Annotated in this window: 15 protein-coding genes; 10 read left to right on the forward strand and 5 right to left on the reverse strand. The window is 36.9% G+C overall.

The window, feature by feature from the left end:
- Nucleotide 1: 1 nt before the first annotated feature.
- The 4 genes from L2716_RS04225 to L2716_RS04240 all read left to right on the forward strand — a co-directional run bounded on the left by L2716_RS04225 (nt 2) and on the right by L2716_RS04240 (nt 5,044).
- Entirely contained in the window at nt 2–1,804 is a 1,803-nt protein-coding gene (locus L2716_RS04225) for an ABC transporter ATP-binding protein (RefSeq protein WP_236332092.1), read from the forward strand.
- A gap of 158 nt (nt 1,805–1,962) precedes the next feature.
- Nucleotides 1,963–3,291, forward strand: a complete 1,329-nt coding sequence (locus tag L2716_RS04230) for a cytochrome ubiquinol oxidase subunit I (protein ID WP_236332094.1) — start codon at nt 1,963–1,965, stop codon at nt 3,289–3,291.
- 12 nt (nt 3,292–3,303) lie between these two features.
- Nucleotides 3,304–4,323, forward strand: coding sequence for a cytochrome d ubiquinol oxidase subunit II (locus L2716_RS04235; protein ID WP_236332096.1), 1,020 nt, complete (start codon nt 3,304–3,306; stop codon nt 4,321–4,323).
- Between the two features lie 58 nt (nt 4,324–4,381).
- Nucleotides 4,382–5,044, forward strand: coding sequence for a potassium channel family protein (locus L2716_RS04240; RefSeq protein WP_236332098.1), 663 nt, complete (start codon nt 4,382–4,384; stop codon nt 5,042–5,044).
- A gap of 261 nt (nt 5,045–5,305) precedes the next feature.
- On the opposite strand, the gene L2716_RS04245 is transcribed toward L2716_RS04240, so the two are convergent.
- A complete protein-coding gene (locus tag L2716_RS04245) occupies nt 5,306–6,847 on the reverse strand; it encodes a mechanosensitive ion channel (protein ID WP_236332100.1) in 1,542 nt (513 codons plus the stop codon).
- Nucleotides 6,848–7,157: 310 nt separating this feature from the next.
- Between L2716_RS04245 and L2716_RS04250 the strand changes: the two genes are divergently transcribed.
- Both L2716_RS04250 and L2716_RS04255 read left to right on the forward strand, forming a co-directional pair.
- The gene (locus L2716_RS04250; RefSeq protein ID WP_236332102.1) at nt 7,158–8,234 is read left to right on the forward strand and encodes a hypothetical protein; all 1,077 of its coding nucleotides are present in this window, start codon (nt 7,158–7,160) and stop codon (nt 8,232–8,234) included.
- A gap of 41 nt (nt 8,235–8,275) precedes the next feature.
- Nucleotides 8,276–10,063, forward strand: coding sequence for a protein-tyrosine phosphatase family protein (locus L2716_RS04255; protein ID WP_236332103.1), 1,788 nt, complete (start codon nt 8,276–8,278; stop codon nt 10,061–10,063).
- Between the two features lie 154 nt (nt 10,064–10,217).
- Here L2716_RS04255 and rnjA read toward each other — a convergent pair whose 3' ends face one another.
- Both rnjA and L2716_RS04265 read right to left on the reverse strand, forming a co-directional pair.
- Nucleotides 10,218–11,885 carry a ribonuclease J1 gene (gene rnjA / locus L2716_RS04260; protein WP_236332105.1) on the reverse strand — a complete coding sequence of 556 codons (1,668 nt, stop codon included), beginning with the start codon at nt 11,883–11,885 and terminating at the stop codon, nt 10,218–10,220.
- A gap of 3 nt (nt 11,886–11,888) precedes the next feature.
- Nucleotides 11,889–12,098, reverse strand: a complete 210-nt coding sequence (locus tag L2716_RS04265; RefSeq protein WP_236332107.1) for a DNA-dependent RNA polymerase subunit epsilon — start codon at nt 12,096–12,098, stop codon at nt 11,889–11,891.
- A 275-nt stretch (nt 12,099–12,373) separates the two neighbouring features.
- On the opposite strand from L2716_RS04265, the gene L2716_RS04270 reads away from it, so the two are divergent.
- On the forward strand, nt 12,374–13,300 hold the full coding sequence (locus L2716_RS04270; protein WP_236332109.1) for a DMT family transporter: 927 nt from the start codon (nt 12,374–12,376) through the stop codon (nt 13,298–13,300).
- The gene (locus L2716_RS04275) at nt 13,297–14,076 is read left to right on the forward strand and encodes a Cof-type HAD-IIB family hydrolase (RefSeq protein WP_236332111.1); all 780 of its coding nucleotides are present in this window, start codon (nt 13,297–13,299) and stop codon (nt 14,074–14,076) included. Before L2716_RS04270 ends, L2716_RS04275 begins: the two co-directional genes overlap by 4 nt.
- 110 nt (nt 14,077–14,186) lie before the next feature.
- On the opposite strand, the gene L2716_RS04280 is transcribed toward L2716_RS04275, so the two are convergent.
- Entirely contained in the window at nt 14,187–14,444 is a 258-nt protein-coding gene (locus L2716_RS04280) for a hypothetical protein (protein ID WP_236332113.1), read from the reverse strand.
- Nucleotides 14,445–14,652: 208 nt separating this feature from the next.
- Nucleotides 14,653–15,204, reverse strand: coding sequence for a peptide deformylase (gene def, locus L2716_RS04285; protein WP_236332115.1), 552 nt, complete (start codon nt 15,202–15,204; stop codon nt 14,653–14,655).
- A gap of 244 nt (nt 15,205–15,448) precedes the next feature.
- Between def and L2716_RS04290 the strand changes: the two genes are divergently transcribed.
- Together L2716_RS04290 and pdhA are read left to right on the forward strand one after the other, a co-directional pair.
- Nucleotides 15,449–16,117: a YkyA family protein gene (locus L2716_RS04290; protein ID WP_236332117.1), complete on the forward strand. Its 669-nt coding sequence runs from the start codon at nt 15,449–15,451 to the stop codon at nt 16,115–16,117.
- A 441-nt stretch (nt 16,118–16,558) separates the two neighbouring features.
- Nucleotides 16,559–17,644: a pyruvate dehydrogenase (acetyl-transferring) E1 component subunit alpha gene (pdhA, locus tag L2716_RS04295; protein WP_236332119.1), complete on the forward strand. Its 1,086-nt coding sequence runs from the start codon at nt 16,559–16,561 to the stop codon at nt 17,642–17,644.

Below are 17,644 nucleotides of genomic sequence, written 5' to 3' on the forward strand. Positions count from 1 at the left end.
AATGAGTTCAAATACGAAGAAACGTTTTCATTATTCACAAGATCAAGCAATTGAGAAACAATTTAATTGGCAACAATTGATTCGTTTATTTGGTTTTATTAAACCATACAGATCTAATTTACTACCAAAAGCGATTGTAACTATGCTGATCACTACAATTGTTCGATTAATTATTCCTATCATAATCGGGGTCTTATTATTTGATCATGCGATTAAGAATAAAGATGAGAATTTATTAGTGCAACTAATTATTGGGATATTTTCTCTTTATATATTGTCTTGGGTGGCTAACACCTTTCGAATAAAGTGGACGAATCAGTTAGGGCAACATATCATTTATGACATCAGACAAACCTTATTTAAACATATACAAAGGTTGTCGCATCGGTTCTTTGACCAGAGATCAGGTGGTTCCATTCTAGTACGTATTATTAATGATGTGAACTCATTACAGGAGTTATTTACAAACGGAGTCATCAATTTATTAATGGACTTCATATTATTAGTTGGTATCTTGGTCATCATGTTTGTGTTGAGCCCACAATTAACGCTTGCAATCATGATCATATTACCGATTATGTTCTTCATCTCTACAAGACTGAGAAGGAATATTCGTCGATCATGGCAGATGGTAAGGATTAAGCAGGCGAAGATGAACTCCCATTTGAACGAGAGTATTCAAGGCATTCGAGTGACACAATCCTATACACAAGAAAAAGAAAACATGGGGTTCTTTGAAGGTGTAAATGGAGAGACTTTTGAAAGTTGGAAAGATGCAACTCGGAAGAGTGCTGTATTCCGTCCATTCGTAGAAATGTCGAATGCTATTGGAACAGCAATTCTTGTATGGTATGGGGTTTATTTGATTCAAAATGGAATGGATTATGGGGTATTCGTAACGTTTGCATTTTATTTAGGTATGTTCTGGGAGCCGATTTCACGAATGGGGCAAGTATATAACCAACTTCTAGTCGCGATGGCCTCAAGTGAACGCATCTTCGAATTTCTAGACGAAAAACCGAACGTTTCTGAAAGAGAAAATGCAATCACCTTTGAGGAAATAGATGGAAAAATTGAATTCAAAAACGTTGAATTCGCTTACGATGAAAAGAGAAAAGCGTTGAATGGTATTAACTTAACCATCGGTGCTGGAGAAACAGTCGCATTAGTCGGTCATACTGGTTCTGGTAAAACGACCATTGCTAATCTAATCAGCCGTTTCTACGATCCGACTAAAGGTTCGGTTGAAATAGATGGTACGGATCTAAAGGACGTCAAATTAGATAGCTTACGGCAAAAGGTTAGTGTCGTCTTACAAGATACGTTTATTTTTTCCGGTACGATCATGGAGAATATACGGTTCGGAAAGCCGGATGCAACGGATGAAGAAGTAATCCGTGCAGCAGAAGCAGTTGGTGCAGGTGCATTTATTGAAAAGCTTGATAATCAGTATGAGACGGAAGTTGAAGAGCGTGGTAACGTTCTATCCGTTGGGGAAAGGCAGTTGATTTCTTTTTCAAGAGCTCTACTCGCCGATCCAAGAATTCTGATCTTAGATGAAGCGACAGCGAGCATTGATACTGAAACAGAATTGAAAATCCAGAACGCTTTACAAACCTTGTTGAAAGGACGAACAGCAATCATAATTGCACATAGACTATCAACAATCCGCGAATCTGATAACATTTTCGTTTTGGACCATGGAAGCTTAATTGAACAAGGAGATCATGATGAGCTGATGGCTCAAAAAGGCGAATACTACGACTTGATTGTTTCACAATTTAAGATGCTTGATGCCATGTAAAATAAAGCTAATCCACTGATTTGATAGTGGATTAGCTTTATTTAGTTTAGAACAATGTATACGTTCGTTTTTAAGTCATTGCAATAAGGGTAATGTAATAATGGCAGAGTATTCTAGACAATTCTTATGTGTACAAGGAATTTATGGGGGGTTGGAAGATGCCAGAATTAGATAGTGCAATGCTTAGTCGATTACTGACGAGTCTAACACTCGGATTTCATATTCTATTTGCAACTTTAGGAGTTGGAGTTCCGTTATTAATCAGTGGAGCAGAATGGATCGGAATCCGGAGAAAAGACAATCATTATCGAATATTAGCAAGAAGATGGACGAGAGGGTTTGTTGTTACCGTTGCTGTTGGTGTTGTAACAGGAACCTGTATCGGATTACAATTATCTCTACTTTGGCCGAGCTTTATGGAAGTGGCTGGTCAAGTGATCGGTCTACCTTTATTTTTAGAAACATTTGCATTCTTTTTTGAAGCTATCTTTCTTGGGATTTACTTATATACATGGGATCGTTTTGAAAATCCATATTATCATTGGTTACTATCTGTACCTGTTGTAATTGGTTCAACCGCTTCGGCATTCTTTATTTCTACTGTCAATGCATTCATGAATTCACCAAAGGGATTCAAATTAGATAATGGACAAATTACTGAAATTAAGCCTTTGATTGCAATGTTTAATCCAGCTACACCAACTAAGGCCTCTCATGTAATCTCGACAGCTTACTTAACTTCAGCATTTGTATTAGCCGCTATAACCGCTTTCTTAATTTTGAAAAAAGGCAACAGTGAATATTATAGAAAGGCACTACATTTTACGATGGTTACAGCATTCGTATTTGCAATTGCAACAGTAGTAATCGGAGACTTTTCTGGTAAATATTTAGCAAAATATCAGCCTGAAAAATTAGCAGCTGCAGAATGGCACTTTGAAACGGAGAAAGGAGCGGACCTGATTGTTGGTGGGATTCTCGGAGAGGATGGAGAGGTGAAGTACGGACTTCATCTACCGAACTTCCTAAGTATTCTAGCTCATGGTGATCCAAATGCCGAGGTTATTGGACTTAATGAATTTCCTGAAGATGAAACAGCACCTTTATTCATCCACTATTTATTTGATTTGATGATTGGCATTGGCATGTTCTTGGCCGCCTTATCGACGGTATTCTTAATACTAAGCAGGTGGAGACAAGGCTGGCAGCATTCGAAATTAATATTATGGACGATAGTTGCTGCAGGGCCACTCGCCTTGTTAGCCATTGAGTTCGGATGGATCTTCTCTGAAGTAGGTCGCCAACCATGGATCTTATGGCATGTTATGGAAACTGTTGATGGCGCAACAACGAGCGAGCATGTGGGGGCAATGTTCATTCTTTTCTTTGCACTATATGTTGTTCTTGGATGGATTTGTATATCTGTCTTGTTGAAAATGTTTCGTAATAATCCTGTTGAAACTGAATTTGAGCAAATGGATCGGTAGGGAGGGGATTTAATGGATATACAAATACTTGGAATTACTGTGTTATGGATATTCCTATACGGTTACTTAATTGTCGCCTCTATAGATTTTGGTGCAGGTTTCTTCGCTTACTATGGAAAGGTTACGAAAAGAGATGATGTAATTAATTCCATAATCAGTAGATATTTGTCTCCGGTATGGGAAGTTACGAATGTGTTTTTCGTATTCTTCTTTGTTGGATTAGTAGGGTTCTTTCCGAAAACTGCTTATTATTACGGAACTGCATTATTAGTGCCAGGAAGTATCGCATTAGTTCTCTTAGCGATCAGAGGCTCATTTTACGCTTTTGGAAATTATGGTGCGAAGGACAGTCACTTTTATACGTTCTTATACGGGGCAACAGGGTTATTGATTCCTGCTTCTCTATCTACAGCGTTGACGATTTCAGAGGGCGGATTTATTGATGAAAAGAACGGAACGGTTGTTTTCCTAGTGGAAGAACTACTAACTAGCTTCTATTCTTGGGCCGTTGTCTTTCTAGCTATTGTGAGTGTGTTATATATAAGTGCCATGTTTCTAAGCTTCTATGCAAGTAAAGCGAAGGACTTAAAGGCTTTAGAATTATTGAGGAAATATGCGTTATTTTGGAGTCCTCCAACTATTCTAGCGAGCTTTCTCGTTTTCTTAGCCCTTAAGGGACATAATGAAGAACATTTTAACAACATGGTTGATTATTCATACTTCTTTATCCTGTCTTTTATCTGTTTCAACATCGCAGTTTGGCTCGTATATAAAAATAAACGTTATGGTACAGCCTTCATATTTGTCATGCTTCAGTTTCTTTTTGCATTCTTCGGGTACGGGGTTTCTCACTTACCCTACATTCTATATCCGTATATAACAATCGAGGCTGGGTTTACGAATGAAGCAATGGGGATCGCACTTGTTATCGCATTTATTGCTGGTCTGTTCTTACTCATTCCTTCTTTATTTTTATTAATGCGAATGTTTCTTTTTGACGCAAAATATGTTGAAGGGAACAGGGAAAAGTAGTCTGAAAATGTGATACAATGTTCTAAACTGAACGTTATTGGCAATTGGGGGAGTATTTGTGAAGAAGCAATTTGCGGTAATTGGATTGGGGCGTTTTGGTGGAAGTATTTGTAGGTCATTGACTAATAATGATATGGATGTACTCGCAATAGATAGCGATGAAGATCGAGTAAATGAATTTTCATCTATTGCAACTCATGCAGTAATTGCAGATGCTACTGACGAAAGTGTTTTAAAGAGCTTAGGGGTAAGGAACTTTGACCATGTTATTGTAGCAATCGGAGATAACATTCAAGCGAGTATTCTTACTACACTCATTTTAAAGGAATTAGGCGTAGCCCATATAACCGTTAAAGCACAAAATGACTACCATGAGAAAGTGCTACGGAAAATTGGGGCAGACCGAATTGTCCACCCAGAAAGGGATATGGGACAACGTATTGCCCATAATATCATGTCGAATAATGTGTTAGATTACTTAGAACTATCTGATGAACATAGCATTGTTGAATTAATTGCAAGTAAGAAAATGCATGACCGCACGCTGATCGAGTTAGATGTGCGTGCCAATTATGGCTGTAACGTTATGGCTATTAAAAGAAACGATGATATCGTCGTCTCACCCCAAGCTACTCACACAATTCGTGAGGGTGACATCTTAATCGTGATTGGTGCGGATAACGATATAAGCCGATTAGAAAAGCATTTACTAATGGACTAAACGCTAAATGCTTGTGAAAAGGGGCTGCATGTTAATCCCTTGAATGAACAAGACCGAGTAGAGGAGGACTTTTCTTCTGCCGGTCTGTTTTTATTGTTTTAGTCCTTTGATAAAATGCTGTAGTGGGGAAGCTCTTACACTTGATCTTCGTTGAGGTCGTGGCATAGTGATATATTTATTGGATGCACACTATAAAAAAGGAGCTGTCAGAAAGTCCATTTCCACTGACTTTCTTGACAGCTCCTTGTTATTTAGTTGGCATTATAGGTTGTTGAAATCATCATTCTCATTTCGATTTGTTTTGTTTACGCTCATTTGCTCTAGCTTTGAGTCAAGGGTTTGGAGGTGTTTATTTGCAAACTCTTTACCACCAAGACCAAATGCAAGACCGAATGCAAGTGCTAGGCCTCCTAGGATTAGAATGAATGCAGAGTTAACGATTGAATCTGCCACGCCTAATTGATCGAGTGCCATAAAGAATGAAATGACTACGATTGAATACTTTGCAATACTTGCGAGTATGCGGTAGCTAGGCCCTTCGAGAACGTTCAATAGTAATTTCTTAACGAGATTACCAACATACAATCCTACAGCAAGGATAACGATCGCTGCAAATAGGCTTGGTAAATAGGCAATGACGCCTGTTGCGAGTGTTACTAGGAAATCCAAGTTAATTAATTCTAGAGCTTCTACAACGAAAAGCAATACTACGAATATTTGAGCAATGTAACCAGCAATCTCTGAAAGCTTCAATTTAGATTCTGAAGGGTTCCATTTTCCGATACCCATATTGTTAAGGATGGAATTAAATCCTAATCTTTCAAGTAAAGAGGATACCATTGATTTCACCCATTTACCTACAAATAATCCAGCTAGAATCAATATGATTGACACGGCGATATTCGGTAACATGGTTAGTACATCATTTAACATGGCGATCGCTGGTTCAGAGATTCCCTTGATATCAAGTTGTTCCAATGCTGATATGATTGTAGGAATCATAATTAGAATGAACACGATTGTTCCGATTACAGAAGAAAGACTCGTGCCTTCAAAGAATTTAGTAAGTCCAAGTCTCTCTGCAAAACGCTCTGTTCCAATACTCTTTAAGAAGTTAGAAAGAATATCCCTAACAATTTTGGCTACAAGCCAACCGATGAATACGATTAATACTGCAGCAAATAATTTCGGGATGAAACCGAGCAAGCTACCAATCATATTTGCAAATGGTTCGGATGTGCCAGTAATATCTAATGCTGAAAGAACGCCAGGTAAGAAGATGAGTAGTACGAGATAAAATACAATCTTGGACGCATTATGAACAGCCTTAGTAGCCTCTTCATCTGTACTAGTAATCTTCCACTTCTTTAATAATGACCCAATTTTAGTACCCTTACTGAATTTTCTTACGGTCCAACTTAGTAAGGATGCAACAGCCCAGCCTAATAATAGGATGAGAGCGGCTTTAAGAACATTAGGTACAGTTGCGGTGATTGCAGATAGCATACTAACAAGAGGTGTGGCGATAAAGCTTAAACTTAAAATGTTGAAGAACATAATGAACACAAATACTAAAATTAAGTAATAAACAATTTTACTTACAATTTTTTCAGAAGAGTATTTGTTTTGTGATCCTCCAAATAACTTATCGTCGAGGCTTGTTTTATGAAGTGCTTTACGTACAACACTTGCGACCCCTTTAGCGACGAGCCAACCTACAAACAGTACGATGAGTGCAAGTAGTAAATCTGGGAGCTTTCCTAAATAAGAGTACCATTCTTCCATGATTGAATTGTAATCCATCTCCTCATCTCCTTCATAAAGTAATGGGGTGATCTTTAATCCCTTCCCCTCTATCTTTTTACATTAAACATCGTTGAAATTAAGTGCTGTAGGAATTAATGCCCAGATTACATTTTTACATTTGAGGGATGGAGTCCATTCATTAAATAACTATAGGGTAATCCTAAGACGAAACTTCCAAATACCGTTTAATTATATCCGTAAATTTAGAAAATATGTTATATTTCAGATACACAGAAACAAATGTTTACAGAATAGTAGCTAATTATTCTTATTTGAAAATATGAAACTTAGATTCGGGTGTATGTATATGAAATTTAAATATGTTGTGATGATGACTTTGTTGCCTCTCCTCATTATTTCAGTATATCCGTTCCTTTCATGGCATTTTAAAGCGCCGGTTGAGCGGTCGATTCAAGTTATTGATAAAACAGTACCAAAGGAGGATTATAGAGAGCATTTAGGGCTCTTTTGGGTTCTAGACCATGAAAGGGTTGTTGATGGGACTGAAGAGTACTACCAGAAGGAAAATGATTACTATGGATATGACCCTGTTGAAGGGAAGGGAGATACAGGTTTAACTATTGCGAAGGACGTTGACTTGATATATATCGCAGACACATATGGTATATACACAAACGACCTTCAAGATCAACCAACAGGAGAGCGATCTCAATTAATATACGGAGGTTTAAATATATTTGATTGGAACAAAATCATTGAAGCCAAAGGTGATGATGTTACGCTTGTTCTGGAATTCAACTCTATTGCTTCCCCAACTGATAAATTAACAAGAAGCATCGTTGAAGATGAAATGGGTTTTAAATGGTCAGGTTGGGTAGGGCGTTATTTTAGCGATTTATCTAGTAGAGAAATACCGCCTTGGTTAATCCAAAACTATGAAAAGCAAAATGATAAGAAGTGGACATTTGATGGTGAAGGGCTTGCATTTGTACATGAGAGTGACGAAGTAGTCATTATTGAAGGAGAAAACCTCAACGACCGTGTTATGGTTAACTGGACAAAAGCAGGAATCGAACATTATACAAATGTGAAGAAAAGTGAATATCGTTATTGGTTTGATATTGTGAAACCTGATCAACAAATGAACGTCGAAGCGAATTATCATATAGATCTTAATAAGGAAGGGCAAGAGAAACTGGATGCGCATGACATTCCGTCGACCTTTCCTGCAGTTTTACATAATAGTGTTGAAAAAAAATATTATTTTGCTGGAGATTTCGCAGATATTTCAGCAGATTATTATTCAAGATGGGATTTACCTACAGAAATATACTCGGTTTATTCCTACTTTAAGCCTGACGAAGCATTTTTTTGGAATAATTATATTCCGGTAATGAAACAAATTATTGAAGAATCTAAATAATGCTTTCAAAAGTGTTGTACATCTAGATAGGAGAGGTATTCTTGAGGCGTTTTAAACATTTTTCTCTATGGTTTATATTTTTATCAACCTTTGGATTTGCTGGTGGGGGTTATTTTCTATTATTTTTAATTGTTCCGTTTGAGGAATGGCTTGTGGGTCTAGGCTCCGATCAGGATCAAATAGACGCGATTCTAAAGTATTTTGTATATGGCTGGGTAATATTTGGATTCATCGTGTCATTTCTTTATTACAGATTCATTTTACATAAGAAAAAAATGAAGCTTGCTTATCTCTTTGTTGCATTCACAATCATTAATGCCAGTTTTGTTTTCTATCTATTTATGAATACAAATTCCGCAATTGTAGCGATGAGTAGGGGAGAAGTAGAACAAACGACAGAGCAATTGACATTCGGTCCCTATCCAGATGAACAAGCATTAATTGATTTAAAGAAGCAAGGTTATGATGGTGTCATTACACTGTTAAGTCCTACGATTATTTTTGAGAAAGAGTTATTAGAGGATGAAATAGAATACGGTGAGGAAGTCGGTTTGAACATTCATTCCTTCCCTATGTTGCCATGGGTTGGAGACAATACAAAATCGATTGACGGCATTGTTGAACTCCTTAAAGAGAATCCGAATAAACGGTATTACGTTCACTGCTATTTAGGTAAACACCGAGTTGATTTAATTAAGCAAACGATTTTAAAGAAACTTGGTGAAACGAATGCAAGTGATGAGGACAAGGAAAGGATTTTTCTGCAGTCAAAATTTGAACGAGGTAATGTATACACATTCAAGAATGAATCCATTATTTTAGGACCTTTCCCAACAGATGAGGAGTGGTTCAAACTTCTAAGATTGAATGTCGAAGAGTTAATTACGTTTCTTGATGAGGATTCAAAATTCTATAAACAAGAGAAAAAAATAGCTGAAGAACAAGGTATGAAAGTTACAAGGTTTGATCTAGATGCAGACTTACCTGACCCAGATCAACTAAAAGAAATAAGAGATTATATAAAAAATAATAAACGTAAAGTATATGTACATGATTTCTCAAAAGGTAAGAAGATAGATCATGTTGAACTAATGTTAAGAAAAGAGTTAGCACCTATTCAAAAACGCAAGCTGCCACAAAACTTCAATAAAGGCAATATTAAAATCTTAGATAACTGGCTGGTAATTGGACCAGAACCAACAAATACTGAAATTGACATGCTGAAGGATGCCGACATACAAACAATGATTTATACCGGTGAAGTATCTAAGAAAACGAATGAAGTAATGGATCAAGTGCTAAGTCAAGATATACGGATGGAGATCATTCCCCATAAAGAATCTTATACAACACAAGATCTTTATCAGCTGGCCGAACGGATTGATAAAGGGACATCACAAACCTATTTATTTGGGCTGATAGAATCTGAACAACAAATATTATTCTCTATGCTACAGGGAATGTCAAAGGGTGTTAATAATCGAAGTTTGCAAGATAGAAATGTTGCACGAGGGTCATTTACTGTAAAATCACGTAAACTGATGATTGGACCAGAGCTAAATGAGGATGAATGGGAAGAGCATATTCTCAAAAATGGATTTAGCCAGATTGTATTATTGCAAGCATCTAGTGTTCAAACAGATGATTTGTTAGAAACACAACATGAATTAGCGAAAAAGTCTCACATTCCTTTTGTAAACGTACAAATGGATGAAGACTATTTAGAAGATTTATTGAATGTTATTTCACCAACTGAAAAGACAACTTATTTGATTGTACCTGATCAATTAAAGGAATTGGTAATGAAAGATCTGAAGAGTCTTAGATAAAAGATTAGTCGCCAAGGCTCTACGGATGACTGCAAGAGGGAACGAGGAAACTCACTGGAGGCTTGAAGTTATGAAAATAGGACCAAGTAGAAAATTCTACTCGGTCCTGTTTTTTTAGGGACGTTTCAGACAGTCCCTTCTTTCATTTAGAGAATTATATTTCCATGATAATCGGTAAAATCATTGGTCGACGTTTAGTCTTTTCGTATAGGAATGGTGCAAGGACGTCAGTGATTTCATTTTTGATTTCAGACCACTGTGTAGTTCTTCGCTCCATCATCCCATTCAAGTGCTTAGATAGGATTCCTTGTGCATCATTAATCAAGTCTTCAGATTCTCTCATGTATACGAAACCACGTGAGATAATGTCTGGTCCAGATGCAATTCTGAATTCTTTCATATTAATGCTGACAACTACAACAACTAATCCTTCTTCGGACAGGATTTTTCTATCCCGTAATACGATGTTTCCGATATCTCCAATACCGTTCCCGTCTACATACACAGAACCTGATGGAATTTTCCCGGCAATAGAAGCCTCATTTTCACTTAATGCAAGCACTTCACCGTTATCCATGATGAAAGTATTTTTTTCTTCAACCTGACAATCAATAGCAAGTTTCGTATGCATTTTCATCATACGGTATTCACCGTGAATAGGCATAAAGTATTTTGGTTTCATTAAGCGTAGCATAAGCTTTTGCTCTTGTTGGCCACCATGACCAGAAGTATGAATATCGTTTAATGAACCAGATATAACATTTGCTCCAGCACGGAACAATTGGTTAATGATCCGACTTACACTTAATGTATTGCCCGGAATTGGTGAGGAAGAGAACACGACTGTATCACCAGGGATAATTTGGATCTGGCGATGTGTTCCATTCGCAATACGAGAAAGAGCTGCCATTGGTTCACCTTGGCTTCCTGTACAAAGGATGGTTACTTCGTTATCAGGTAGTCTGTTGATTTGGTTTGCATCAATGAATGTATCTTTTGGCGCTTTGATATAGCCTAACTCTTGTCCAATTGTAATCGAAGAGTCCATGCTACGTCCAAATACTGCAACCTTTCTTCCGTGTTCTACAGAAGCTTCAACTACCTGTTGAAGTCTATGAATGTTAGATGCAAAAGTTGCAAAAATAATTCTTCCATCTTCTTTACGGAATATATCTTGGATGCTTTCTCCTACACGACGTTCTGACATCGTAAAGTCAGGTACTTCACTATTCGTACTGTCTGATAGTAAGCAGAGAACGCCTTCTTGTCCAATCTGAGCCATTTTGTTCAAGTTAGCTGGTTCACCAACTGGTGTGAAATCAAATTTGAAGTCCCCAGTATGCACAATGTTTCCAGGAGGTGTTTTAACGACAACTCCATAAGAATCAGGGATTGAATGTGTGGTTCTGAAGAAGGTAACAGATGTCTTTCTAAACTTAATGACATCTTCTTCTTGAATTTCATAAAGTTTTGCTCTACGTAAAAGTCCGTGTTCTTCTAATTTGTTTTTGATTAAACCAATTGCAAGTTTCCCAGCATAAATTGGAATGTTGATTTGGCGAAGAAGATAAGGGATGCCACCAATGTGATCTTCGTGACCATGTGTAATAAATAACCCTTTAATCTTATCGACATTTTTAACAAGATACGTATAATCAGGAATGACATAGTCGATTCCAAGTAGCTCGTCTTCAGGGAATTTGATCCCAGCATCTACAAGGATAATTTCATCCTGAAATTGAATGCCATACGTATTTTTTCCGATCTCGTCAAGTCCACCTAATGCGAATACTGCTGTTTGATGATTTTTTACAAATTTCATTTGTTATCGTGTCTCCAATTCAAAATCTTCTGATTGTTGTTCATATTCTAGATGGGAACCGGTCACGGATTGAACGAATTCAATGTTATAGTTCCGATCTGCTAATTTAGCTCGTACTGCTTGTACGGAGTCTGCTTCCATATAGAGGCTTTTCGTTGCTTCACGTACGGGTACCTCCTGAAGGTTCTCCTGATAAAATACTTTAAAAATCATGCTTAACTCTCCTTACCGTTTTCAATTAGATTCATCTGCGTTTTATTATAAATGAATTTAAAACGTTTTTCATGTTTTTTTGCTACTGATTATAGAATTTTAGTGGAGATGCCTATGTAAAAAGGTATCCTGAATACATAAGATACCAAATTAATGCCTTCAAAACAAATCTTCTAATTAAGTATAAATGAAATTGGATGACATTAATAGTAAGTGCGTATGTAATGATATACTCAATATTGTGTTTAAGAGAACAATTGGAGAAGAGGCATGCTATGAAATTATATGTCGCATTAATTACACTAAGCTTAATTTGGGGGACTTCATTCTATTTCATCAAGATACTTGTTGAGGACTTAGGTCCTTGGGGGATCGTGTTTGTTAGGTGTTCACTTGGGGCTCTTACCTTATTGTTGATTATCTTTGTTAAAAGAAAACAATTCTTCGTAAAAAATATACCATGGTTATCCTTGCTGATCGTTGGCTTATTCAATGCATTGATTCCATGGGGATTGATAGGGATAAGCGAAACAAAAATTTCAAGTAGCTTAGCATCAATTGTGAATGCAACAACGCCAATCTGGACGAGTGTCATCGGTGTCATTTTCTTTTCAGTTACTTTAAGAATGAAACAGTGGTCTGGAGTGGTAATCGGTTTTATTGGCATTTTAATTTTGATTGATTTAAACCTTACTCAATTATTTAATGAAGATTTAATTGGAATGGGGACAATGATTGCAGCTACTTTATGCTATGGGTTCAGTTCCCAGTTTACGAAAAAGCATTTACAAGGTATAAGTGTTATGATAATTTCATTAATTACACTGGTAGTAGGAGCTATCGGAAGCTCAGTGCTGATGTTTATATCTAACAGTTCAATCGACTTAACATTAATAACGACAACTGAGAATTTGATTGCGATGGTTGGATTAGGTGTGTTTGGATCTGGACTTGCTTATTTGCTTTTTTATTATATGATCCAAGAAGGCAGTGCCGAATTTGCGACGTTTGTAACCTATCTTGTCCCTATTACAGCTATGATTTGGGGGTGGCTGTTATTGGATGAACATATTCCTACACACGCAATATTTGGGCTAATACTAATATTGGTTGGTGTTTATTTCTCAACGAAGAAAACGGCTATCCAAACTCATACTCCAAGCCATACGACCAACAACAAGAAGCAAAGGAGTTTCATATGAATAACAAAATCGTTTTCTTTGATATAGATGGTACATTACTTGATCATGACAAGAAATTACCTAAAGGAACTGTTGAAGCTATTAAAGAATTAGATGAAAAAAATATACCGATGATTATAGCAACAGGAAGGGCGCCTTTCATGTTTAGTGGACTTCGTAGTGAACTTGGGATTCAATCATTTGTGAGTTTCAATGGACAGTATGTTTCATGTGAAGGTGAATGTGTTTTTGAAAATCCGCTGGATGAGACTATTTTAAAACAACTTGTGACCCAATCTTCAGAACATGATCATCCGATGGTTTTTCTGAATACAAAGGAAGGACGAACAACCCATGTTCAACACCCTCATGTCCAGAAATCGATGGATGACCTAAAGCTTGAACATCCTAAACATGATCCTGATTTTTATCAAGGAAGATCCATATTCCAAGCTTTGCTATATTGCGATAACAATGAAAAAGAAACCTTCTATCGAAACGCTTATCAAGATTTTAATTTTATTCGGTGGCATCAATACTCAATAGACGTATTGCCTCGTACTGGCTCTAAAGCTGTTGGAATAGAGAAAATGATTGAACATCTAGGTTATAGACAAGAAGATGTTATTGCATTCGGTGATGGATTAAATGATCTTGAAATGTTGGAATATGCTGGAACTGGCGTGGCTATGGGAAATGCCAAGAATGCGGCAAAGAAATCAGCTGATTTCATCACTAAAGCGGTTGATGAAGATGGAATAAGGTACGGTCTTAAACATATAGGATTAATTGACTAGTTGTAAGATGATATAGGCTTACTCGGTAAGGTGCTCATATATGGTTTGAAAGTAATATTATTCAATTGTATGTAGAGAGTTTTCTAATAAAGGATGACCCTATTTTAGGGTCATCCTCTTTTTAGTTTACCAAACCCAATGTCCACAAGAGGATCTGCCAGAAGAACGTCTGCCTGAAGATCTGCCAGAAGAACGTCTGCCAGTAGATTTACCAGAAGAACGTCTGCCTGTAGATCTTCCAGTTGAGCGTTTTCCGCTGGATTTCTTTCCTGAAGAGCAGTCTTTCTTCTTCTTTTTCTTACGCTTATGGCTGCATGTAATACAATTACATACAGTATCTTTATATTCACTTTCGTAATAGCCCACAAATAAAACCTCCTTTCCTTATTACCAATCTATTCATCCTTGTCCTATAGTGCTTGTACGATTGGATGTGATAAACGCATATTTATTGAAAAATAAGGCATATATGTATGGGCTAGCTAAAGTGAGACAACATGAAAAAGCTGCGGTTATTTGTTTAAAGTGTAAACAAAATACCACAGCCTTCTATTTAAGTATTAAATTTCTAAATGGTTACCGTCCAATCGCTATGCCATCGGGACGTTCAAATGGATCTTCCTTATTAATATGGTCATAGAACATAACCCCATTTAAATGATCGATTTCATGTTGGAATACTATGGAAGGTAGTCCTTTCAATCTTAATTCAATGTCTTTCCCATCAAGATCAGTAGCCTTAATTTTCACTTTATGATATCGAGGTACAAATCCAGGGACATCTCTGTCAACAGATAAACACCCTTCTCCACCTTCTAAATAAGACTGTTGAACGGAATGGCTTACGATTTTTGGATTAAACAAAGCGTAGCTATACAACTTTCCGTCCTCGTCTTCAACAAGAACCGCAATCATTCTTTTTCCGACACCAATTTGGGGAGCGGCAATCCCGATTCCAGGTCGAAGGTTATACTTTGCACTCATATCTGGATCTTGACTATTTACTAAGAATTCATGCATTTTCGCTAGCGTATTTCGATCCTCTTCTGAAGGTGGCGTTGGTACAGCTTCAGCCCTCTCCCTTAAAATCGAGGCACCTTCCTTCACTACATCATTCATTGTTATCATTTTCTTCAACTCCTTAAGCCTGCTGGTTACTCGATACTGACGCGCTTGTAAGCATTGAGATTATTTTAACACAAGTTGTTTTCTAAAAGAATATGTGCCAATGTTAGTTTTGTTCTAAGAAGTTCTAAATCGAAAGAATCGGTCATATTGTACTAATATCCTCGTCCTGTATAATTTTTCTTGTATAGCTTTATTGAAACGTTTAATATAAATAATTAGAGAGAAATTGATAGGGGGAACCATTTTGAGCGTCAAAAAAAGTATAGTTTTGATCTTTTTGACAATTGGATTATTAGTCAGTGGTTGTTCAGTAGGACAGTCAACAGAAGAAAAAATACATGAACATTTAGAAGAGACGGTTAGTTTAGAGAAGGGCTTTGGAGAGGTACAACAGTCACTTGTTGATGCAGAACAGAAAGAGCAGAAATTATTTAACGAGATCCTAGCATTAAGCATGAAGGATATTGATCAGATTACAAAACTTGCGGATCAAGCCATTGTATCAGCCGAGACACGTCAAAAACATATTAAACAAGAAAAGGAAAGTATACAGAGTGCATATAACAATTTCAAAACCGTCAAGGAATTGTCTAAAGAAATCGAAGATGAAAAAGTTCAAACAGCTGCAGATCATCTAATTGAGACGATGGACCAACGATTTGAAAGCTATCAGGGTTTACATAAAGCATATGTTAAAGCACTGGAAAAGGATTTAGAGTTATATGAATTGCTAAAGAAAGAAGACTTGTCTTTAGATGAATTAAAGAAGCATACAGAAACTTTGAATAAACATTATGAGGAAGTATTAACAAAACAAGATAAGTTTAATTCCTTAACAGATCAATATAATGAGAAGAAGAAATCCTTCTACAAACAAGCTGGATTATCAACAGGAAAAATCAAGGACTCCTAATTAAAAATGAAATGTGCAAAGCCGGTCCAAGTGGATCGGTTTTTTTCGTTTGTGTAGTAGTACAGACTGTTGTTCTATATTAGTACAGTTCGACTTATTCTTGTGTTGATTTGCGATATGTTGGATAAGGTGAAATTATGTACATATTATAATTGACGTTTCAATTTCTATTGGTGTACACTTGTGAAGGAAAGAGGTTGTACTAGTTATTAGCATGTTATTAACTAGTACAGTTGTCGTATTCTACATGAATGATGTGGAATAGATGACGATTATTTAATTTAGAAAAAGGGTAAAACATGATGTAGTTGACTTATTGTGCAGTTCAGTCATGCTTTACATGAAAAATGGACAATCTAAATACTGTGTATATATTGTCTGGGATGATTAAAGTAGACACATCATGAAACTTTTTAAATAGGAAAGGAAGAGGTGACCTTCATGGGTACAAAAACCCTATCACAAATTGAAGAGGAATTTGAAACATTCCAAATTCTGAATGAAGAAGGCGAAATCGTAAACAAGGATGCAATGCCGGATTTATCTGATGAAGATTTGCAAGAACTAATGACACGTATGGTCTATACAAGAATATGGGACCAACGTGCGATTTCCCTAAACAGACAAGGACGTCTTGGATTCTATGCTCCAGTAGCAGGACAAGAGGCTTCTATGCTTGGGAGTCAATATGCCTTAGATAAGGAAGACTTTATCCTTCCAGGATACCGTGATGTTCCACAAATTGTTTATCATGGACTTCCTTTATATCAAGCGTTTTTATTCTCTCGTGGGCACTTCCAAGGTAATCAAGTACCCGAAGGCGTAAATGTGATTGCCCCACAAATTATCATCGGTGCACAGATCACTCAAACTGCTGGTGTTGCATTAGGATTGAAGAAACGCGGAAAGAAAAATGTAGCGATTACTTACACAGGAGACGGCGGAGCTTCACAAGGTGACTTTTATGAAGGTATTAACTTTGCGGGAGCATTTAACGCGCCAGCATTGTTCGTTGTTCAAAATAATCGTTTTGCCATTTCTGTACCTGTAGAGAAACAATCAGCAGCAAAAACAATAGCTCAAAAAGCTGTTGCTGCCGGTATTCATGGCGTTCAAGTTGACGGGATGGATGTACTAGCTGTTTATGCTGTTACAAAACAAGCTCGTGAGCGCGCGCTTAATGAAGAAGGACCATCTTTAATTGAAACACTCACATATAGATATGGACCTCACACGATGGCTGGAGATGATCCAACACGTTATCGTACTGAAGATATGGATAATGAATGGGAAAAGAAAGATCCTCTTGTTCGTTTCCGAAAGTTCTTGGAAGGAAAAGATCTTTGGTCTGAAGACAAAGAAAATGAAGTCGTTGAAAAGGCGAAAGAAGATATTAAAGCTGCAATCAAAAAAGCCGACGATGCTCCTAAGCAAAAAGTAACTGATTTAATTGACATCATGTACGAAGAGCTTCCTAAAAATTTACAGGAGCAAATGGAAGAATATAAAGAAAAGGAGTCGAAGTAA

Source organism: Pseudalkalibacillus berkeleyi (assembly GCF_021608225.1).
Classification (GTDB): Bacteria; Bacillota; Bacilli; order Bacillales; family Fictibacillaceae; genus Pseudalkalibacillus; species Pseudalkalibacillus berkeleyi.